13 protein-coding genes are annotated in these 21,253 nt (G+C 70.3%); 2 read left to right on the top strand and 11 right to left on the bottom strand.

Going from position 1 to position 21,253, the window contains the following annotated elements; translation table 11 throughout:
• Positions 1-40: 40 nt before the first annotated feature.
• From WMF29_RS09860 to WMF29_RS09885, 6 genes are all read right to left on the bottom strand, one after another.
• The gene (locus WMF29_RS09860) at positions 41-1,720 is read right to left on the bottom strand and encodes a protein kinase domain-containing protein (RefSeq protein WP_437328589.1); all 1,680 of its coding nucleotides are present in this window, start codon (positions 1,718-1,720) and stop codon (positions 41-43) included.
• A 153-nt stretch (positions 1,721-1,873) separates the two neighbouring features.
• On the bottom strand, positions 1,874-2,407 hold the full coding sequence (locus tag WMF29_RS09865) for a 2'-5' RNA ligase family protein (protein WP_437328590.1): 534 nt from the start codon (positions 2,405-2,407) through the stop codon (positions 1,874-1,876).
• Positions 2,408-2,884: 477 nt separating this feature from the next.
• A complete protein-coding gene (locus WMF29_RS09870; protein ID WP_437328591.1) occupies positions 2,885-3,895 on the bottom strand; it encodes a hypothetical protein in 1,011 nt (336 codons plus the stop codon).
• A gap of 60 nt (positions 3,896-3,955) precedes the next feature.
• On the bottom strand, positions 3,956-4,078 hold the full coding sequence (locus tag WMF29_RS09875; protein WP_437328592.1) for a hypothetical protein: 123 nt from the start codon (positions 4,076-4,078) through the stop codon (positions 3,956-3,958).
• 51 nt (positions 4,079-4,129) lie between these two features.
• Entirely contained in the window at positions 4,130-4,519 is a 390-nt protein-coding gene (locus WMF29_RS09880; RefSeq protein WP_437328593.1) for a VOC family protein, read from the bottom strand.
• Positions 4,520-4,602: 83 nt separating this feature from the next.
• Positions 4,603-5,655: an NAD(P)H-dependent flavin oxidoreductase gene (locus WMF29_RS09885; RefSeq protein ID WP_437328594.1), complete on the bottom strand. Its 1,053-nt coding sequence runs from the start codon at positions 5,653-5,655 to the stop codon at positions 4,603-4,605.
• Positions 5,656-7,256: 1,601 nt separating this feature from the next.
• Here WMF29_RS09885 and WMF29_RS09890 point away from each other — a divergent pair.
• Entirely contained in the window at positions 7,257-7,934 is a 678-nt protein-coding gene (locus tag WMF29_RS09890; RefSeq protein WP_437328595.1) for a hypothetical protein, read from the top strand.
• Positions 7,935-7,967: 33 nt separating this feature from the next.
• Here WMF29_RS09890 and WMF29_RS09895 read toward each other — a convergent pair whose 3' ends face one another.
• The 4 genes from WMF29_RS09895 to WMF29_RS09910 form a co-directional block, all read right to left on the bottom strand.
• Positions 7,968-9,545 carry a hypothetical protein gene (locus WMF29_RS09895; protein ID WP_437328596.1) on the bottom strand — a complete coding sequence of 526 codons (1,578 nt, stop codon included), beginning with the start codon at positions 9,543-9,545 and terminating at the stop codon, positions 7,968-7,970.
• A gap of 100 nt (positions 9,546-9,645) precedes the next feature.
• The gene (locus tag WMF29_RS09900; RefSeq protein WP_437328597.1) at positions 9,646-11,067 is read right to left on the bottom strand and encodes a cytochrome P450; all 1,422 of its coding nucleotides are present in this window, start codon (positions 11,065-11,067) and stop codon (positions 9,646-9,648) included.
• 246 nt (positions 11,068-11,313) lie between these two features.
• The gene (locus WMF29_RS09905) at positions 11,314-12,594 is read right to left on the bottom strand and encodes a glycosyltransferase (RefSeq protein WP_437328598.1); all 1,281 of its coding nucleotides are present in this window, start codon (positions 12,592-12,594) and stop codon (positions 11,314-11,316) included.
• Between the two features lie 14 nt (positions 12,595-12,608).
• Positions 12,609-13,403: an OmpA family protein gene (locus WMF29_RS09910; protein WP_437328599.1), complete on the bottom strand. Its 795-nt coding sequence runs from the start codon at positions 13,401-13,403 to the stop codon at positions 12,609-12,611.
• Positions 13,404-13,618: 215 nt separating this feature from the next.
• Between WMF29_RS09910 and WMF29_RS09915 the strand changes: the two genes are divergently transcribed.
• On the top strand, positions 13,619-15,031 hold the full coding sequence (locus tag WMF29_RS09915) for an L-serine ammonia-lyase (RefSeq protein WP_437328600.1): 1,413 nt from the start codon (positions 13,619-13,621) through the stop codon (positions 15,029-15,031).
• Here the strand turns inward: WMF29_RS09915 and WMF29_RS09920 are convergent.
• A complete protein-coding gene (locus WMF29_RS09920; RefSeq protein ID WP_437328601.1) occupies positions 15,012-20,987 on the bottom strand; it encodes an AAA family ATPase in 5,976 nt (1,991 codons plus the stop codon). The two genes, WMF29_RS09915 and WMF29_RS09920, sit on opposite strands and share 20 nt — an antisense overlap.
• Between the last annotated feature and the right edge of the window lie 266 nt (positions 20,988-21,253).

Raw genomic sequence — 21,253 nt, forward strand, 5'->3', positions numbered from 1 at the left:
GGCCCCGGGGGCCGTCGCCGGATCGACGCGAGCGCCACGCTCAGCGCCGCCCGCCGAAGTCGCTGATCGAGTTGCCCTGCGTCGGCTCCGGGCGCGCCCCCGCGCCCGGGTGCGAGCGCTCGACGGGCCGGGCCGTGGCGGTCGCCCGCGGAGCGCCCGGCTGCGCGGGCGGTGAGGCAAGGTGCGCCGCTGGGCTGGAGGACGCCGCCGGCGGCGGCGCGGGCGCGCTGGAAGAGGCCGCCGGTGCGGTCGGGGCTGGCGAACCGCCGGCCACCTCGGGCGCGGCGCCGGGAGCCTCGTGCGCGTCGCCCTTGGCCGCGGCTTCGGCGGTGGGCGCCGCCGCGGCCTCGGATGTGTGCGCTGCCGTGGCCTCGGCGGTGGGCGCAGCCGCGGCTGCGGCGGGCTGTCCCGGGTCGGTGGTGAGCCCGGAGCGCAGGAAGAACAGGGCGCCGAGCGAGGCCCCCACCAGCAAGGCGCCGGCGGCGATGGCCAGGGCGACGCGCGCCCCGTTGCGGACCGTTCGCACCGGATGGCCCGAGTTGCTCCACGAGTTGACCGTGGGCCCCGTCTCCGCGTTGGGCGCGGTCGGCGAGGCCGGCACGAAGGACGGCGTGCCGGGCGCGAAGGACGGCGTGCCGGGCGCGAAGGACGGCGAGGACGGTGTGCCGGGCGCGAAGGACGGCGAAGACGGCGAGGCCGGCGCGAAGGGCGGGCCCCCGTGCGGTATCGACGGGCGCGATCCGGTGCCCTGAGCGCCCCCGCTCGGCACGCCCGTCTGGAGGATCGACGGCCGTGCGATGTCCGAGGAGCTGCCGAGCACGCGGCGCGCCCTGTCGACGTGCATGTGGCCCGTGGCGGGGCCGAACGGGAGCAGCGCGGCGGCCAGATCGCCGACGTTCCTCCACCGCTGGTCGCGGTCCTTGGCGAGGCAGTGCATCACCACGGCGTCCAGCTCGCGCGGGACGTCGGGGCGCAGCTGGGCGACGGGGGCAGCGTTCTCGTAGAGCAGCGCGTGGAAGAGCTGAGCGACGGAGTCGCCGTCGTACGGAGTCCGCCCCGTCAGCATCTCGTACAGGATGACGCCGAGAGACCAGATATCCGCGCGCATATCCACGTCCCGCGCGGAGCGCACCTGCTCGGGAGACATGTAGAGCGGCGACCCGAGGAGCGACGCTGTCTGGGTCAGCGCCACCTGATCGCGCGAGATGCCGAGCAGCGACTTCGAGATACCGAAGTCGAGGACCTTGATGACCCGGTCGCCGTCGGGCCGGAGCGAGAGGAACAGGTTGGCCGGCTTGAGATCGCGGTGAACGATCCCCGCGGCGTGCGCCTCGGCCATCGCGTCGAGGGCCTGGAGCATGTACGCGACGGCCTCCACCACGGGCAGCGGGCCGCGCGCGCGTATCTCGTGGGCGAGGTCGTTCCCCTCCAGGAACTCCATCACCATGTAGGGCATCCCGCCCTCCAGCGAGCCGACATCCAGGACGCGCGCCACGTGCTCGCTCTTGATCCTGGCCAGCGCGCGCGCCTCGCGCCGGAACCGCTCCGTCGGGTCGCCGCCGTCCGGCCGCACCGAGTGCAGGAACTTCATCGCGACCCGCTGCTCGAGCTCCAGGTGCCACGCGGCGACGATCGTGCCCATCGCACCGGCGCCAACGATCTGCTCCACGCGGTACTTGCCCGCGAGGACGTCGCCCACAGCAACGGGAGCCATCGCCATGCGCCCCAGGCTAGCCGAGATCCACGAGATCACATACTTCGGCGAGCCGCGCTCTGCGTGGAGGGCGGAAAACCATCGCGGAGGCTGCCGCGGCGGCGGAACCGTGCGCCCGGGCGCGTGGTGGGCAGGCATGACACCTGCGCCGGCGAGATCTCACCGGCGTTCCAGCGCGACGCCCTCGACGCAGCGCCAGCGCTCGGTCTGCCCCTCCACGGTCCACAGCTCCAGCCGGTCGGCCCACCATACGTCGTGGGCGAGCCCACGCACCCGAGGATCCGCGGCGAGCTCCTGGCGGCGCGCCGCCGGCAGCTCGCCGTACACGAGGCTCACGTGCGGCCGGAAGGGGGCCTCGTTCGCGCCGAGCGCGGCCTCGGCCGCGCGGCGCAGCGCCGCGAGCGGCTCGGAGGGCGCCACGTCGAGGAACACGCACTGGTGGCGGGTGCTGCCGGTGGCGGGGCCCCGCGCCTCGAGCGCGACGGGGCGGAGCGCGCCGGCGTCGCCGCGCAGCCTGCCGAGCTTCGCGGCCAGCGCACCGGCGTCGCCGCGCAGCCCGCCGAGCAGGGTGAGGTGAGGCGCGAACGCCGGGCCCCCGGTCTCCCGGGCGAGCGCCTCGATGAGCCCCTCGAGCCGCGCGGCCGGCGCTCCGCCGGGGAGGAGCCACAGGGCGAACGCTGTCTCTTGCGCCATGGCCGACACCCTTTGCGCCGCCGCGCCCCGCGGGCAAGGCGCCGCGCGCCACGAGGGTGTAGAGCGGGCAGCGACCTCGCCCTTCGCTGCTGCGGGCCGATCGTCGAGCAGTTCCGCTGAGAGGTGCGAGCGGCGCGAGGCCGCGGCGCCGCCGCTCACGGGCACGACCAGCGGCGCGCCCGAACCTGGCGCCACGCGCACAGCCGCGGCGCGGCCTCAGCCGCTCACGTCCCAGCGCCGGAACGAGCCTCTCAGCGCGTCCACTCCCAGGCTTCTCGCACGGATAGAACCTCGTGCAGGTGCGGTGAGGCGACCACGAGGCCAGCTGCGTCGGGCGACGGGCCTGCGCCGAGACGGGAAAGCGCTCGGCGGATAGGTGCTTATCCATCGAGGCGAGAGAGAGCGCGCGGGATGACGTCGACGTCGTGGGGGCCATCCTCGAAGCGCGCGGGGCCGGGTGCCCCATGGCCGCCGAGCTCAGCTCTGGGCTGCTCCCTCGACATCGATCGACGCCCCGCACATGATGCAGAGCTTCGCCGACGCGTCGAGCAGGAATTCACAGCTCGAGCAGTACCTCTTTCCGTCGGGAGGCGGCGGCATGGGCTGGCGGGGCGGCGGTGGATTCCAGTTCCACACCATGGGCTCCGGCGGTAGCCAGGGCGGTGGAGATCCCTCCCAGCCGTTCAGCGCGATCTGCGCGCCCGCCCTGTCGCCCGGCACGCAACGTAGCGCCGGCCCGCCGAGCTGGTCTCGGCGCGCCCAGAAATCGCCGTTGCTCATCCGGGACCGCAGCTCCGTGCCGTGCACGCTCGAGGGCAAGAGCGACCGGTGCGCCCCCGCATCATCGCGGTAACGGACCGGCTGGCCCTCGGGCTTCAGGGCCGAGCCAAAGGCGATGTGGTGATCGACCTCGACCGTTGCCCGGAGATCGGGCGGGTTGCCGTCGTGCGCGTCGAGCGCTGGCGCGAAAAGCCACTCCGGGTACCTGGGCTCGTACCACCACAGGAGCGGCTCGGGCTTGAGGTTGCCGTTCCAGCAACAGACCGCCACCGGCCAGCCGGGGTAGTAGGCCTCGAACGCCTGAAGCATGCGATCGTTGATCGCAGGCCGCTTGGGCTCCGGGACCTGCCCGAGGACGGAGAGCACCGCGCGCGGCGACTCGCCGAGCACCACCGCATAGCTGCCCACGTCGAAGACCACGGCCCGCGCGGCGGGGGGCGCGGCGAACGGCGGTGGGCCGTAGCTTGGCGGGATCGGCCGGCGCGTCGCCTGGCGGACGTCCTCGAGGAAGGTGCGGAACGGGCGCGTGTCGACCGCGTTCTGCGGGCCGATCCGCGTGGCCGGGATCGGCAGGATCATGGCGTTCGGGCCGGAGGTCGACGCCGTGTTCTGGTAGGCGAGGACGTGGACGTAAAGGCCGTTCCACTGCGCATCGCCGGCATAGAGGAAGGTGCTGGAAAGCCTCGCGGGGGAGAAGGTGCAGCACATGGCGGCTGCAGGATACACGAAGAGGAGCCTTTCACCCCCTTGCCCTGGCGCGGTGCCCGGTCACCTCCCCGCGCGCGGGTCCAGCCGGAGCCCCTGCGCCGGCGGCATGCCGGGCTTCCTCCTCGAAGGCGCGGTCGGGTGCAGCGGGTTGCTCGGGAACAGGACGAGCGGGGCTGGGAGCATCTCGCAGACTCTATCCGACGACGCGACGGTCGTCACGACGGGAATGAACTGTCAGGCCGCGGCGAGCGCACTGACCATGACGTAATACCCATCAGGATCACGGAGTGCGAATTCGCTGGTGCCGGTATTGGGGTTCAAACGGGGTTCCTCTTCCAATCCGGCGACGAGGGCGCGTGCCCGAAGCAGCGTCTCATTGAAGTCGTCCACACGAAAGAACAAGAGTAGACCATTGCCAGGCTGAGCGTGATCGGGGCTGGTCAGTGGTGGATGCTCGTGGGCTCCCCACTGGTGAACGCAAAGCAAGACCGTTCCATCGGAGTCCCGTATTTGACCGAAATCATCATGGGCGGGATTCGTTTCCGGTTGACCAAACAGCGACTGATACCACTTGAAGCTACGAGCAACATCAGCAACACCGATAATTGTCCACGTGCGTTTCATCGCTTCCTCCTGCGGCCTAGCGTCGGCCGATGCGCTGCGGGCGCCGCAGGCGCCCGTCGGATCCACCGGCAGGTTGGGCGGCGTCAGCGTGCACCTGGGAGTGCACCCGCGAGCTGTCGCGTGAGATCGGCCGCTGGCACTGCCTTACACCCGCTGGCATTTTGCCCCGCCCAGAGCGGCGAGAAGTCGCCGCTGCCCTGGCTTTCGGCCTTGGCGCGCAGGGGCGCGATGGCCGACGTCGCCAAGGGAAAAGCTGGCACGGCGCCGCTCATCGGCCCAAGCTCCCTCATGACGCGGTTCACGATGCCTCGAGCGGGTCGCCCGCTGAAGAGGTTAGTGAGCGCCGTGGTGCGGGCTGCGTCGCTCTCGAGGGCCGCGCGATGCACCCTGCTCGTGGTGGCCTCGGGGCACAACAGGTACGCCGTCCCGATCTGTACGCCGGCCGCACCGAGGGCCATGGCGGCCGCAACACCCCGCGCGTCCGCGATGCCGCCCGCGGCGATGACGGGGATCTTCACGGCGTCCACGATCTGCGGCACCAGCGCGAAGGTGCCGAGCTGGACGCTGAGATCGTCGGACAGGAAGCTGCCGCGATGACCGCCCGCCTCGATGCCCTGGGCGATGACCGCATCGACGCCGCGCGCCTCCAGCCAGCGCGCCTCGTCGACCGTCGTCGCAGAGGACAGGATCTTCGCGCCCCAGCGGCGCACCCGCGAGAGCAAAGCCTCCGAGGGCAGACCGAAGTGAAAGCTCACCACAGCAGGCCTGAGCTCGTCGAGCACGTCAGCGGCCTCATCGCTGAAGGGCAACCGGCCGGGGCCGGTCGGGATGGCGCTCGCATCGACGCCTAGCTCGGCGAAGTACGGCAAGAGCCGGGCACGCCAGATCGCTTCTCGCTCGGCATCGGGCTCGGGCCGCGTGTGACAGAAGAAGTTCACGTTGAACGGCCTCGTTGTCTGCGCTCGGATGGCCGCCAGCTCCTTGCGCAGGGCGTCCGGGCCCAGCACGGCGGCGGGCAGCGAACCGAGCCCACCAGCGCTGGAGACCGCGACCGCGAGCGCGCTGCCCTGCACGCCGGCCATGGGGGCCTGGATGATTGGAAGATCGATTCCAAGGAGCTCCTGCAGCGTCGTCATGAGAATCTCCAGATCCACGGCCGAGGCAGAGTCCAGCTTTTGTCCTTTTTTCGTCCAACAGAGAGCGTTCGGCCGTGGGACCTGAGCGTAAGCGAAGGGCCCATCGGTAGCAACGCCGAGTTGGACGGCTCATGATCACCTGCACGACGCGCTAGTCGTTCCTCTGCCAATACGAAGGTCGACATGAGGTGTTGGGGATGAGCGTGGCTCTGGCGTTCGGGCCTGGATCTCCGAGGGCGCGCTGAACACCGTCAGTTCTCTCGCAACGAACCGGGGCATCGCTCTTGCGGTAGGACTGGGAGCTGGTTTCATAATCGAGGTACCACGTGACGGACCACGTTGAACCATAGGTCCTTGCAAGCCAATCCGGGGCGCCAGTCGCCAGATACTCGGATTCCAGAAAGTAGATCCGCTTCCATCCATTCTTCGATTCAGGCAGAGGCACCACATGGCCAACGCCGTCGAATACGGTGCGAACGCATGCCGGAGGCTCCTGGGACACCACCACGCGCGTTCCCATTTGTGTTGGCGACGCACTGAATGTCACCCTGTGGTCCTCGCGGCCGTCAGCGTTGATGTCACCGATTGACTCGACGCTAGGGGCTTCGCTGTCGAACGGCAAAACCCCAAATAGTGCGTCTTTCGCGGAGCATGGCGCCTCCGCGAGATACCGCGCTTGGAAGAAGACGGTGCAGTTGCTGGTGTCTTTGGGAGCATCCACGTCTGGCCAGCTGAACCCAAGTCGATAAACGCCCGACGGCAGCTCAATCGTGTGCTCTTCCGCGATTCTCGTCAATTCCGTGCTGTCTTGCCGAAGTGACGGCGTGATACCAGCAGCAGGGCACCCTGGCGCCTTGAACCATACCAATGCCCGTTCGCGAAGTCGGAACGCGTGGGAGCCGGGGCTGCTCGCGACAGCGGTGATTTGCAGGCTGACAACGTCTTGCGCAGCAGCGCTCGGCGGGCTTGGCTGTTTCGATGCTGGCAAGCTGCTATTTGATATTTCCTGGGCGGGGGTTGGCGGTCGAGTTGCAGAGCCGTGGGGCAGCGGCGACGGACCATTCCGGGCACAGCCGGCGTGCGACAGTAGTATCACGAGTAGCGGTGCTTGTGTCGTTTTCATACGCAGGCTGGTTTGTCTGTCCAACTATCAGTCGATTGGTCAACCGAAGCCGCCGGATGAGGTCTGTCTAGTCGACAGCTCGGTAAGTCTTTCAACATGGTCGTGGAGCAGAGCCGTCCGATCGCGGCTCGCTGCCGGTGTGCGGGGTCGACTGGCCACCGCGGATTATGTTGAAAAATCTGTCGAACAGTCCACCCGTTCGTTGCCTTTCGTGGCCTCCCCCCACGCGAAGTCCTCCCCCGGGTTGAGTCCGTCGGGACCCCGATCCGGGTTGGGGCCGGCGAAGCCCGTCCCAGCGGCGCGGCTGGAGCTCGCGCCGGGTCGCCGCGGCGAGGTGCGGGTGCTCGACGGTGCCGGCGACCTCATCCTCCGCTGGCCGCCTCGGGGGAGCCCCGCCGTCCCCGCGGGGCTTGACACGGCCGAGAGTTCCCCGGTTTCAGATCCGCGGCGTGCGCGGCGCGGCTACACTGCGCGGCCCGTGGACTCCGTGATGGACCGCATCGAGGCGATGGTCGCCTGGTTCCGGCAGCGCCGGTGGGCGCACCTCGCCGTGGTGAACCTGCGCATCCTGATCGGCTTCGCGTTCCTGCCGGCGGGGCTGAAGAAGATCCTCGGCGAGCCGTTCACGGATCCGGGCAATCGCGGCCCGTTCCACGAGTTCTTGCACGCGTTCCACGCGACCGGGCACTTCTACACGTTCGTGGGCGTGGTCCAGCTGGTGGCCGCGACGCTGCTCATGACGCAGCGGTTCGCGACGGCCGGCGCATTCATGGCGCTGCCGGTGACGGGCGCGATCCTGGCGTTCTGCTGGAGCACGGCGGTCGTCCCGACGGCGGTGGTCGTCACGCTGATGTTCGCGGGCCTGGTCGGGCTGGCGCTGTGGGACGTCGAGCGGTGGCGCGGCGTCCTCGACGCGCCGGACGCCACGCCGCGGGCCGCGCGCGCCTCGTCACCAGCGCCGATCGACCTGCGGCTGTGGAGCCTGTGCGGGGCGGCCATCCTGGTGGCGTACCTCGCGACGTGTCTGCTCAGCGGCGGCATCTACCGGCCGCGCGGGCCCGCGTTCGACGAGCCGGGGTTCTACGTGCTGATGGCGCTGCCGCTGTTCCCGATCGTGACCGCGCTCATCGATCGTCGCCGGCGCGCTGGGCGCTGACCGTGCCGCGGTAGAGGTGCCCCTGCAGCGGTGTCATGCGCCGGCGCCACCCTCCAGCGCCACGACGATGTCGCCGAGCGGCGCAGCGATGTGGAGCCACGCCTCGCCGCCCACGCGCAGCACGGCGAGCACGTCGTCCGCTCGGCCGCGGAACGCGCCCAGCGAGCGGGCCGGGCCGCCCTCGTCGACCGCGAGCACGGCCACCTCGTCGTCAGCGCGCGCCACGACGACGAGCACACCCGGTTCGGTCGCGCCCAGCCAGACAGGGCGGCCGCCGAGCGCGACGTTCCGGGGAGCACCGCGCTTCGGCACCTCGTGCAGGAGCCCGCGCGGAACGTCGCAGCCCCAGAACGAGCGCAGCCGCAGCGCGGCCGGCAGCGGGCCGCCGAATGCCTCGTAGGCGTCGCAGGCGTCGTGGCCGGGGTCGAGCGGGAGCAGATCGGCGTCGTTCGGGACGAGGCGGGCGAGCGCCGCGTCGCGCGCCTCCGTGAAGCGCCGGAGGGCGCGGTGCAGGCGGCCGGATGGCCAATTGAAGAGCGGGCCGATGCGGGAGCGGGTCTCTCCGCCTTCCACCGAGATGCTGTGTACGCCGTTGCGCCGGAGAAAGAAAAGGCTGCCCTCGCGAGCGGCGAGCGGGCTCCCGGAGGCGAGGAGCCTGGCCAGCTCGGTGGTGCCATGGCCTCTCTCCAACCGCGCGAGCTCATGACCATCGATGCCGAATGCGCGGGCGCCATCCGTGCAAAGGCGATTGAACCGCCCCCCCGACGACGCCGCGACAAGCTCGGTTCCCGGCGGGGCGAGGTCGCCCTCGCCGAACAACAGGCGCCTGGCGCGAACGATGTTCTCCTGAGCACCGGAGTCCCGAGCCGCGGCCAGGAGCGCCTCGCGCACCTCCAGCGGCATACGCTGCTCGATCCCCCATCGCGCGCGCCAGGTGATCTGTTCGACCAAGAACCTCGTGATCCCTGCGCGCGCCGCGGCGGGCACACCCGCGAGCGCTGCCTCGAACACCACGTGGGCATCGATGCTGCGAAGCATCGCCTCAGGAACCGCCTCGAAGGCGTACGCCTCGTCCCAGCGACCCCGGCGCGCGCCGTACCAGGCACCGAGCGCCCAGGCCATCTCGGCCGGCTCGCCTCGGGCTGCGCGTAAAGCTTCCAGGGCCGCGCCATGCGCCTCGGCGTCGAGCAGGGCACGCCCCTCCTGCCAGAACGCAGCCACGTACCGGCGGAGCTCCGGCGGCGCGGCGGCACGCCAGGTGCTCAGCACAGAGGCGATCTCGGGAGCGCAGCTCCGCTCCAGCGCTCGCAGCGGCTCGTCGACACCGTGCGCCGCGAGCCACGCCGCGAGCATCTCAGGCTCCTCCACATCGGCGAACTCACTCCACGAGAGCAGCCGCACGGTGCAATTCCCTTCGATCCAGAGCGTGCCAGACGGCCGACAGGCACGTTCGAACGTGAGGGTCACCCGGCGTGCGCGGACCGCGAGGCCAGCATGCGCGCTCTTGCGGAGGCGGAGCAGCTGGCGGAGCGAGCCGAGCTCGGAGCGACTGACGCGGATCCAGCGATGCTCGTCGCGGACGAGCCACGCCGCCGTGGCCTCATCCAGCAAGCGATCGATGTCAGCCTGGTTCGGCGGCGGAGAAGGCGCTGTGGGCCACACTGGCATGAGCTATGACAAAGTCCTTCCCGTCGATCTTCGACCAGAAATGTCATCTGCCCGCGCGTGGCTCCAGCCGGAGCCAAACCCCGCCGGACGTGCGCAGCGTGGTCGCGACGTGCAGCCGCGTCGTCCGCCCGGGCACCGCGCTGATCCGGTAGCGCTGGAGGAGCCGCGCGAGGATGAGCTGCCCTTCCATGAGCGCGAACTCCTTGCCGATGCACTGCCGCTGTCCGATCCCGAACGGGATGAACGCGAGCGGGTGCCGGGCGCGCGCGCGCTCGGGCGTGAACCGGCCTGGGTCGAAGCGCATCGGGGCCTCCCAGTGGTCCGGGTGCCGGTGCAGGACATAACTCATGACGCCGACCAGGGTGCCGGCGGGGATGTGGAAGCCGTCGATCTCGTCGTCCTCGACCGCGGTGCGAGGTATCCAGTACGCTGGCGGGTAGATCCGGAGCGCCTCCTGCACGACCGCGAGCGCGAGCGGCAGCCTGGGGACGTCCGCGAAGGCGGGCCGCCTGTCGCCGAGCGCCGCGTCGACCTCTGCCGCGAGCGCCTGCAGGACGTCGGGGTTCTCGACGAGGAAGTGGAGCGCCCACGCGAGGGCGACCGAGGTCGTCTCGTACCCCGCGAGGAACATCGACACCGCCTCGTCCCGCAGCTGCTGGTTGGACATCTGCTCGCCGGTCTCGGCGTCCACCGTGGCGAGGAGCATCGAGAGCAGATCGCCGCCCCGACCCGGCTGCGCGCGGCGCTGCGCGATGAAGCGAAACACGTTCTCATCGATCGTCTTCACCGACCGCTCGAAGCGGCGCCGCCCAGGGGCCGGCATCCAGCTCGGCAGCGCCCGGAGCGCGGCCCCGAAGATCATGTAGTCGATCGCGTACTGCATCGAGCCGCCGATGGCGTCCGACTCCTCCTTGGTGATCCCCGAGCCGAACATGGTGTTGAGGATGACCTTCATCGTGATGTGCGGGAGCTCCCGCTCGGCGTTGACCGGACGCCCCCCGGCGGCTGCCGCGCCGAAGCCGGCCATGCCGTCGTCGATCGCCTGCACCATGAGGTCGCACATCGCGGCGAGCCGGTCCCGGTGGAACTCCGGCTGGATCATCCGCCGCTGCCGCAGCCAGAGGTCCCCCTCGCTCGTGGGCAGCCCATCGCCGATGAGCGCGCGTATGCTCTCCCATAGCGCACCTCCCTTGCGGTAGTTGCGCGCGTTGTCGCGCAGGACGTGCTGCGCGTGCCTCGGGTGGTTCAGCGCGACGATCCGCGTGAACCCGAGATCGACGGTGTACAGATCGCCGAGCTCGGCTCTGGCCGAGACGAGGTAATCGAGCCGATCCTTGAGCAGGTGCGGGAGCACGCCGACGAGCGGAAAACCGCGCGCCGACGGCGGCGCGCTCGCGCGGGCGGCGGCGCCGGCGCTGCCCGTGGCGCGGGCGGGTGTGCCGGAGAGAAGATCTGGCTGCATCATGGCCTCGTCCAGGTAAGGGGCGTATCCGAGGGAGGGGCGGTATCCGAGGGAGGGGCGGTATCCGAGCCGCTCGCTAGATGGGGCGCCCGCTGCGCTGATCGGACGAGCGTACATGAGCCCGGACCCCGACGACGAGACCTTGGAAAGGCTCTTTCACGGCGCCCGCTCGCTGCCTACAGTGTGGCCGCGAGAGGTACACGCGACGCTGTGGGCGGCCGAGGGTCGATGTCCTCGGACGGCGGATTCCTACGCTGTCACGCCACCGTGCGCCGCGAGGTGCCGCTCGATGTGGCCTATCGCCGTGGCCACGCCGTCCTCGCCGCGGATCCGGCGCCCGAGCTCCTCGGCGCGCTCTTTCATGCCGGCGTCGGTCGCGGCGGTCCGGATCGCGGCCGCGAGCGCGTCGGCGGTGAGGCGTGGCCGCGGGATGGCGCGCGGGCCGACGCGGAGCTCCTCGACGCGGCGCCCCCAGAAGAGCTGGTCCGCGAGGTGCGGGACGACCACCGCGGGCCGCCCGGCGCGCAGGCACGCGGCCACGGTGCCGGCGCCCCCGTGGATCACGGCCGCGGCGACCCGCGGATAGAGCCAGTCGTGCGGCGCGGCGTCGATCCGGAGGATGGTGTCGGGAAGCGCCATGTCGCCGAGCCCGGCCCAGCCGGAGAGCAGGACGGCGCGCTGGCCGCTCCGCGCGACCGCGTCGACGAGGAGCCTCGTCGTGGCGCCGGGATCGTGGGACGTCATGCTGCCGAAGCCGAGGGCGATCGGCGGCTCGCCCGCCGCGAGGAACCGCTCGAGCGCCTCGGGCGGCCGGTACTCTTCGCCCTCGTCGAGGAACCAGTAGCCCGTCGTGTGGTAGCTGGGCGGCCAGTCCGGCGGGTGCGGGACGACGTGGGCGCTGTAGCCGTGGACGACGAGCATGCGGCGCAGCGCGGCCATGTACGCCCGCCGATCCTGCGGCGGCAGGCCGAGCCTCTGCCGCACGCGGGCCGTCACGCCGCGGTACCAGCGCCACACCGTCGGCTCGATCAGGAGCTTTCCGAACAGGAGGTTGAGCAGGCTGTCGCGGCGCGGGACGGGGGCAGCGAGCGCGGTCGGCCCGTGGCGCGTCGCCAGGATGGAGGGCTGGAGCGGCATGCTGACCTGCACCGCGCCGGAGGCCTCGGCGATGGAGGCCGCGTACGTGTCCGAGGTGAAGCTGCTCAGGATGAGCTCGGCGCCCTCGCAGGCGCGCAGGGCGTCGTCGGCCATCTCCGCGCCGAAGCGGTCGATGATCCGCTGCAGGATCCCCGACTGGGCCATGGGGTTCGTGCCGCGCGAGACCCACTCTTTGCCGAGGTCGCTCTCCATGATGTCGACGGAGTCGACGCTCGCCGGGAGGGTGGCGAGCCCGTGCGCCTCGATCCAGGGCAGGAAGCTCTTGCCGGCGAGGACGCGGACAGCGTGGCCGCGGGCCGCGAGCGCCTTGCCGAGCGCGATCGCCGGCTGCACGTCGCCGCGGCTGCCCAGGGCGAGGACGGTGGTCTTCATGGGGCCGCCTCGCCTCATAGCGCCTTCCAGGACGCGTCGCCCGAAGGCAGGCGCGGCGGCTCGACGGACAGGATGTAGTCGACCCGGCGGTTGCGCGGCTCGTCCACCTGGTCTGCGGTCTTCACGAGCGGCGCCGACTCGCCGAGCCCCTCGAAGGCGATGGGGAGCTTCACCCCGCGGCCCTTGAACCACGCGGCGATCGCGCGGGCGCGCTTCCGCGACAGGGCGAGGTTGTGCTCCGCGCTGCCGACCGTGTCCGTGTGGCCGACGATGAACAGCGTGATCTTGCCGAGCTCGCTGGTCTTCGCCACGACCTCCGAGATCTTCTGGACGCTCGCCTCCAGCTTGGGCACCTCGGGGGCGCGGATGACGTCGGAGTTGGTCTCGAACTGCACCTCTTCGTGGGGGATGCTCACGTTCCAGGGGATGATCGCGATCCCCGCCCAGTAACCCTCGGTATCGTAGCCGTACACCTCGATGCGCGCGACGGGCTCGTCGCTCGAGGGCGACCAGGTCACGGCGAGCGGCGAGCCGGCGGCGGCCCCGCCGAACGGCTTCTCCTCTTCGGCCAGGACCGCGCCCGACTGTCCGAGGACCTTGATGCGCACCTTGCCGGCGGCGCGCGACAGCTTCACCTCGATCTGGCGGCCCTTGAGGTCCACCTTGGACCTGTCGATCGTCACCTCGAGCGCGGGCGGCCTCGCCGGGGCGCTCTGCGCGGGCGGGGGCGCGTGCGAGGGGCCGTCGGCGCGCGCGGCGGCGGGGGCGAGCAGGGAGGCGGCGAGGAGCACGGCCGAGGCATGGCGCATGGGGATCCCCATCTCTGGCGGGTGAGGGAAATGCGGGAAGACGTCCCCGAGCATACCAAAAGGCGCGCGTGGTGGAGCGGCGGGGTGACGCGCTGTGTGTTCGCGGTGCGAGCCGCCCTGCGCGCCGGCCTGCACCGGTGTAGGGTGTACCGTGGAGCGTCGAGCGCGCTCCGGCAAAGGCGCCGGAGATCCTGCTGAACGGCGTTCCAGGGCACATGGCAGTCACCATTTTCGACCTCTTCAAGATCGGTATCGGGCCGAGCAGCTCGCACACGGTCGGGCCGATGCGCGCGGCGCGCATGTTCGCGGTGGATCTCGACGAGGCGGGCCTGCTCGCCCGCACCGCGGCGGTCTCGGTCGAGCTGTTCGGGTCGCTCGGCGCCACCGGCCGCGGCCATGGCAGCGACAAGGCCGTGATCCTTGGGCTCATGGGCGAGACGCCGGACGGGGTGGACGTCGAGCGGGCGGGCGCGATCGTCGAGGGCGTGCGGCAGAGCGGCCGGCTGCCGCTGCTCTCGCGCCACGAGATCGGTTTCCAGGTGAAAGGACACCTGGCCTTCCTGCACCGGAGCCTGCCGTTTCATCCGAACGGCATGCGCTTCACGGCGCTGGACGAGGGGGGCGCGCCGCTGCGCGCGCGCGTGTATTACTCGGTGGGCGGCGGTTTCGTGGTGAACGAGGCGGCGGCGAAGGGGGAGAACCCGATCGAAGCGGACACGACGCCGCTCCCGTACCCGTTTCACAGCGCCGCGGAGCTGCTCGCGGCGTGCGCGGCGAGCGGCCTGTCGGTAAGCCAGGTCATGCTGGAGAACGAGAAGGTCTTCCGCCCGGAGGCGGAGACCCGGGCGGGTCTCCTGCGGATCTGGGGGGTGATGCAGGAGTGCGTGCGGCGCGGCTTCCGGGCGGAGGGCGTGTTGCCCGGCGGCCTCAAGGTGGTGCGCCGCGCGCCCGCCCTGTACCGCAAGCTCATCGAGAGCCCCGAGGCGGGGCTCCGGGATCCGCTGACGGCGATGGACTGGGTGAGCCTCTACGCGCTCGCTGTGAGCGAGGAGAACGCCGCCGGGGGCCGCGTCGTGACGGCGCCGACGAACGGCGCGGCGGGGATCATCCCCGCGGTCCTGCACTATTACCGGCGCTTCGTGCCGACGTCGACGGACGAGGGGGTCATCCGGTTCCTGCTGACGGCGGGCGCGATAGGCATTCTCTACAAGGAGAACGCGTCGATCAGCGGCGCGGAGGTGGGGTGTCAGGGCGAGGTGGGCTCGGCGTGCTCGATGGCCGCGGGCGCGCTGGCCGAGGGGCTGGGCGGCACGCCGGAGCAGGCGGAGAACGCGGCCGAGATCGCGATGGAGCACAACCTCGGATTGACGTGCGATCCGGTGGGCGGGCTCGTCCAGGTGCCGTGCATCGAGCGCAACGCGATGGCCGCGATCAAGGCGATCAGCGCGGCGCGCATGGCGCTGCACGGGGACGGGGCGCACTTCGTGAGCCTCGACAAGGTGATCAAGACGATGCGCGACACCGGGGCAGACATGGAGTCGAAGTACAAGGAGACGGCGCGTGGGGGGCTCGCCGTCAACGTGCTCGAGGTGCCGGTGGAGGTGGGGGTCAATTTGCCGGAGTGCTAGCGCTCTTCCTGGGCAGCGCCGTCCCCGCGGCATACCCATCGACGAACTCTTGCAGCTTTCGCATCTGGTACGTCCGCACGAGCCCCCTGAGCTGCTCGAGCCACGGGCCGAGCCGCGGGTCGGCTTCCTCCATCCGCGCCGCCTCTGCCACCACGTTCCGGACGCGCCCCGACGCCACCAGCCGCGACAGGAGCGCGAGCTCCTCGGCCGAAGGCGGCACCAGCGGACCGCTCTGCCGCGCCGCCGTGGCAGGGGCCTTCTCCTCCGAATGAATCCATTCCACGCCGAGGAAGCGGTGAATCTTGTCGAAGAGCGCGCCCGCTTGCACCGGCTTGTGCAAAGCGTCGTTCCAGCCGGCGCTGATGCCCTCCTCGCGTTCGGCTCCGGAGACGTTCGCCGACGAGATCAGGATGACGACCTCGCCGAGCTCGGGCATCTGCCGCAGGCGGCGCGTGGCTTCGCGGCCGTCCATGCCCGGCATGACCAGGTCCATCAAGATGAGCGCCGGCCTCCGCTCCAGGGCCAGCCGGAGCGCCGCCTCACCGTCCTCGGCCTCCACGACCTCGAAGCCGATCGGGGCCAGCAGATCGCTCATCAAGGCACGGTTGTGCGGGTTGTCGTCCACGACGAGGATCGTGCGGCGCTCTCCGCGATACCCGGTGATCGTATGCCATCCGAGGGCTCTGTCGGCGCTCGCGGAGGCAGGCCCCGCGGCGAGCGCCAGCGTCACCGTGAAGGCGCTCCCTCGGCCGAGCTCGCTCTCGACCTCGATCGTGCCGCCCATCTGGTCGACGATCTTCTTCGTGATGGCGAGGCCGAGCCCCGTGCCGGCGCTCTTCGCCTTGTGATCTCCGAGCTGCTCGAAGGGATCGAAGATGCGCGCGACGTGCTCCGCGGCGATCCCTGGGCCCGTGTCCTCGACCCGGAACCGCAACGTGCTCCCTTCATCGGGGCCGCGCTTCAGCTCGTCGATGACGAGGGTGATGCTCCCTCGCTCGGTGAACTTGATGGCGTTGCTCAGGAGGTTCAACAGCACCTGAGTCAGGCGCTTCTCGTCGCCGTAGAACGCGGACGTCGCCCCACCGCGTATCTCATGGGTGAAGGCGATGCCCTTCTGGTCCGCGCGCACGCGACACAGATCCACCACCGTGCGCACCAGGGCCTGCAAATCGAACTTCTTCGAGACGAGATCCATCTTGCCGGCCTCGATCTTCGCGAGGTCCAGCACGTCTTCCAGCAAGGAAAGGAGATGCTCGCCCGATTTCTTGATGACTTGCACCCCGTCACGGCTCTTCGGGGAGAGCTCGGGCGCGCGAGCGAGGACCTGGGCATAACCGAGGATGCCGTTGAGCGGCGTGCGCAGCTCGTGGCTCATGCTCGAGAGGAAATCGCTCTTCGCCCGGTTCGCCCGATCGGCCGCCTCCTTGGCGATCTGGAGCTCGGCCGTGCGCTCCTTGATCTTGGACTCCAGGTCCCGGTACAGGACGGCATTCTCGACGGCAATGGCCGCCTGCGAGGCCAGCACCGACAGGAACTCCACGCGCGCAGGAGGGAACGCCGACGGCACGTCGCGGTGCTCGAGGTACAGCACGCCCACGAGATGGCCCCTGTGTGTCAAGGGCAGGGCCAGCAGCGAGAGCACCACGCGCGACGCGAGGTAAGGGTCGATGGCGAAGCGCGCGTCGCTCGTCGCATCGCCTGTCACCACCGGCTCGCCCGCGCGGGCCGCGTACTGCACGATCGTCGCCGGAACGTCGTGGCTTTGTCCGAGCGGCTCCGACAGCCCCGTCTCGATGCGGGCCCCCTCCACCGACAGCCGCGCCACGACGGAGAGCGCCTCCCCTTCGCGGAGCACGAGGGCGCCGCGCTGCGCCCCCGCGTTCGCCAGCAGCAGCTCCATCAGCCGGCCCACGACGCGCTCCGGGTCGAGCTCGCTCGAGAGCGCCTGCGCCGCGCGCACCGCCGTGTTCGCGTCGAGGCTCGCGCCCGTGGAGGCGCCCGTTGTCGCCGTGGTCGCCGCCGCCGTCATCGCGCGCTCGACAGGCGCCCCCTGCATGGCCGCCTTGAGCAAGGCAGGGTATTTCGCGTTTAAATGGGCGACCACGTTGACCGCGCCCCAGCGCGCATAGGCGTCGCGAGCCTCGCGCAGGTACATCGCGCCGATGTGCCTCTTGCCCGTTTGCAGCCGGAACTCGGCGGCGAGCTGGATCGAAAGCGCCTCGATGTGGAGGAAGCGGTGCTCGCGCGCGAGCTCGATGGCCTCGTCGTACCTGGCGATGGCCTCCTCGGTCTCGCCGCGGACGCGGGCGTATTCGGCCTCGGCGAGGCGCAGCTTGTGGACGAAGTTCGGCGCGCAACCTTCCGCGAAGTACCGCAGCCGCTCGAGGCCGTGCTCGATGTGCTCCCGCAGCCGCGCCTGCTCCCCGGCGCCGGCGGCGTCATGCCAGCACTTCGCCGCCGAGAGGGCGAGGAAGAACGGGATATCCGTGACCGGCGGCATGCCGAGGATGTCGGCTCGAGACTGGTCTGCCTCCCGCGCCCGCGACAGCGCTCGCTCCCACCTGCCGGTGACGCCGAACAGATAGACTTCCAGGGTGCGAGCGAGCCCTCCCGTGAACCCGTCCCCGTCGGCCAAAAGGGAGTGCGAACCTCGCGACAGCGGCTCGTCGTTCAGGAGCTTCGGGGCACCCTCAGAAGTCATCAGCACGTCACAATAGGACGCGATCGCCTCGAAGTGGTGCCTTCCCACCGCGTCGCCCGCGCGCTGCACGAGATCCCAGCGAGCCTTGACCTGCGCGTCGACCTGGACGAGCGGCAGGCCACGCCAGACGCGGTAATAGAACAGATCGGCGAGGAGGCCCCAGCTCGTGCCCTGGAACGAACCGAGCTTCAGGCCGGCCGCCATGCCTCGCTCATAGAGGGCAGCCGTCTCGTCGACAGGCCTGGAATAGACCATGTAGATACCATGGAGCACCAGGCACTCGGGGAGCATCGGGGACCCGACGCGCTCTGCAGCGCGCACCCCGGGCTCGACCCACCGCAAGACGCGGCGGTACATGCCCGTGGCCACCGACCAGACATTGGCGAAGCTGCAGAGCATGAGGGTGGCAGCTGGCGTGAGGGCCCCCCGTCGCACCGCCTCGGAGACCAGGCGAACGATGATGAGCGTGTAGAGCATCGGCCGGCCGCCGTAGATGGAGCAGAGCTGCGTCTGCGTCATCAGGGCGTCGATGAGCCGGTGCTCCGGGGACTGCTCGGGCGGCATTCGATCGAACGCGCCGAGGTCTTGCTCCAGCCATCGATCCAGCGCGGCGGACTCCTCGAGGAGCGCCGGCTGGCACGCTTCGTCCGTCTCGGGGAAGGCGAAGCCCCGCTCCGCGAGCGCCGCGATACCAAGCCCGATCCCCCGCGCATACCGGCCCGTCGCCAGGCAGCAGCGGACGCGGATCTCCTGCGCCGACAGCCAGGCCGCCGCCCCGACGGGCCTCGCGAGCAAGTCGAGCGCACGCCGCTCGACGTCCTCGAAATCTCGCAACAGATAGGCCGCCTCCAGCTGCTCCAGCGCTATCTCCACCGACAGCGCCAGCTGTTCGTCGGTTGCTCGCTCGCCGAGGAGCGCCTGCGCGTTCTCCAGCAGGGTGGCCATCAGGCGGTGGGAGCTCGCGGCCTTCGCGACGCGAGCGGCCTCCAGGTTCATCCGCGCGACGTCATTGAGCTCCTCCACGGACGTGAGCCGCGCCGAACCCTGGTTCATGTGCCGCGCGAGCTCCAGGAGCTGCTGAGGCGTGCCTCCTTCCGCGCGATACCGCGCCCAGAGCCGCCGGCCGATCTCGAGGTGCGCGAGGACGCGCTGCTCCGGCGAGATCCGCTCGTAGCTCGCCTGCTGCACGCGGTCGTGCAAGAACCGGTACGAAGCGTCCAGCGCTCCGTCGCCCACCCCTCCGAGCGCCTGCGCGGGGCGATACGCCCCGTCGACCGGCACGACCAGCTCCTCCTGCAGCGCCGGCCATAACGCTCCTGTCACCCGGGCGGGCTCCCACCCGCTCAACCGCTCCAGATCGTGGAGGTGGAACGTGTGCCCCGCGCACGCCGCGAGCCCCATGAGCTGCTGTGTCGCGTCCGGCATTTCTCGCACTTTGTCCGTCAGCAACGACACGACGTTGTCGGTGATCTGCGCTCGCTCCAGGTCCGCTTGATTCCAGCGCCATTCCCCGCTCTCGGCGTCCCTCGCCAGGAGCTTCTGCCGGTGCAGGGAGAACAGCAGCTGCTCCAGGAAGAACGGGTTTCCGCGCGTCTTTTGCCACTGCACACGCGCGAGCGGCTCGATGCGCTTCGGCTCGCTCTCGAGCGTGCGCGAGAGCCACTTTTGCACCTGCTCTTCCGACAGGGGGCCCACCGTCAGCCTCGATACCTTGGCCTCGCTCGCCTCCACTGCCTCGACGAGCTTCCACAGCGGATGCTCGGGCGGCGTCTCGTTGTCACGGTAGGCCGCGATCACCAGCAGCGACCTTCGCTCCACGTCCGTCAGCAGCGTCTGCAGGATGATCAGCGTGGCGCTGTCTGCCCACTGCATGTCGTCCAGGAACATGACGAGCGGCGGGTTCGGCGTCGTGACGGTTCGAACGAAGTTCAACCACGTCAGCTTCTGCCGATTGAGCACCTGCTCGCCCTCCGCCGGCGGCACCGGCGGCAGCTTGCCCATGACGAGGTCGAGCTCCGGGACCACGTCTGCGATCAGCCGCGCGTTGTCCCCGACCTCGTTCCGGATCCGATCTCGCCAGGTCTCCAGGACCGCCTTCGGGCTCGAGATCCATTGGCGCATCAGGCCCCCGAATGCCTGCGCTATCGCGGCGAACGGCGTCGACCGCGCGAGCTGGTCGTGCTTGCCTGCGATCAGGAGGCCGCGCCCCGCCTTCGCGATGTCGTGGTAGACCGTGCGCACCAGGGCCGTCTTGCCGATGCCCGACGGTCCGCCGACGAGCAAGAGCTCCGCCGCGCCTCGCTCGGCGCGGGCGAACGATTCGCCTACCCGCTCGACGTCCCGCTCCCGCCCCACGAGCACCTGCGGCAACCGCAGCTTCCGTGAGAAGTCCTTCTTTCCAAGCGAGAAGGGCGCCGCCGTACCGCGCTGTTGGAGCGCGCGGAGCGCCTCCTCCAGATCCTCGGCCGCGCCTCTGGCTGTCTGGTACCGCCGCTCGGGATCCTTCGCCAGGAGCTTCGATATGATCGCCGACACGCCGCTCGGCACCTCCGGCGCGATCGTGTCGAGCGGAGGCGGGCTCTTGGCCAGATGCGCGTGCACCAGCGAGAGCGGATCGCGGTCCGTGAAGGGCCGCCGCCCCGAGAGCACCTCGAAGAGCGTCACGCCCAGCGAATAGAGATCCGTGCGCGTATCGAGCGCGCGCGCCGTGCGCCCCGTCTGCTCTGGCGAGATGTACGCCAGGGTCCCTTCCAGCGCTTCGGGGATGCTCGCCTCGGTCGCTTCCTGCGACAGCAGCGAGGCGATGCCGAAGTCGAGCAGGGTGATCTGCTCGTACGTGTCATCCACCAGCAGGTTCTGCGGTTTGACGTCCTTGTGCATCACGCCGGCGGCATGCACGCCCTCGAGCACCTGAGCAAGGCGTTGCCCGAACCGCAGCCCGGCCACCACCGGCAAACGACCGTGCTTGGCGAGCACCTGATCGAGCGAGCTCGCCCCAGGGTTCTCGAGCACCAGCGCCGCGGTGCCGTTCCGCTGCTCGAACGCATGCACGCGCGCCACGCCTGGCACCGCCGCGAGCTGCTGAAGCACCTGATGCTCGTGGACCAGCCGCCCCATGACGCGCGGGTTGGGTACGTCGGCGAGCGGAAACTTGATCGCCACCTGCGCGCCCGAGGGGAGATGCACCGCGCGACAGACGCGCGTCTCGCTTCCCTCGTACGCGATATCCCCCAGCGCATACTCAGTCAGTTCCATGCCCGAGCCCCTCCCATCCATCTGCGCCCCGGCCCGATAGCCGAGTGGGCGCTAAACTAGCCTGGGCACGGCAACACAAGTCAATGCAAATTTGAAAGACGCTTCGCGACTGCCACATTCGCGCACCCTAGGCACGTGCTGGAGCACACCCGCGTGCGCCGTTTCCAGATCGTGACCAACGTTGCGCAAAGTCGTACACGTAGGCACACGCACAGTTTGATCTGTCCTGGCGTCCTCGACGTGAAGGATGTTACAGATGCGTCGTG

The organism is Sorangium sp. So ce381, assembly GCF_051473845.1.
Classification (GTDB): Bacteria; Myxococcota_A; Polyangia; order Polyangiales; family Polyangiaceae; genus Sorangium; species Sorangium atrum.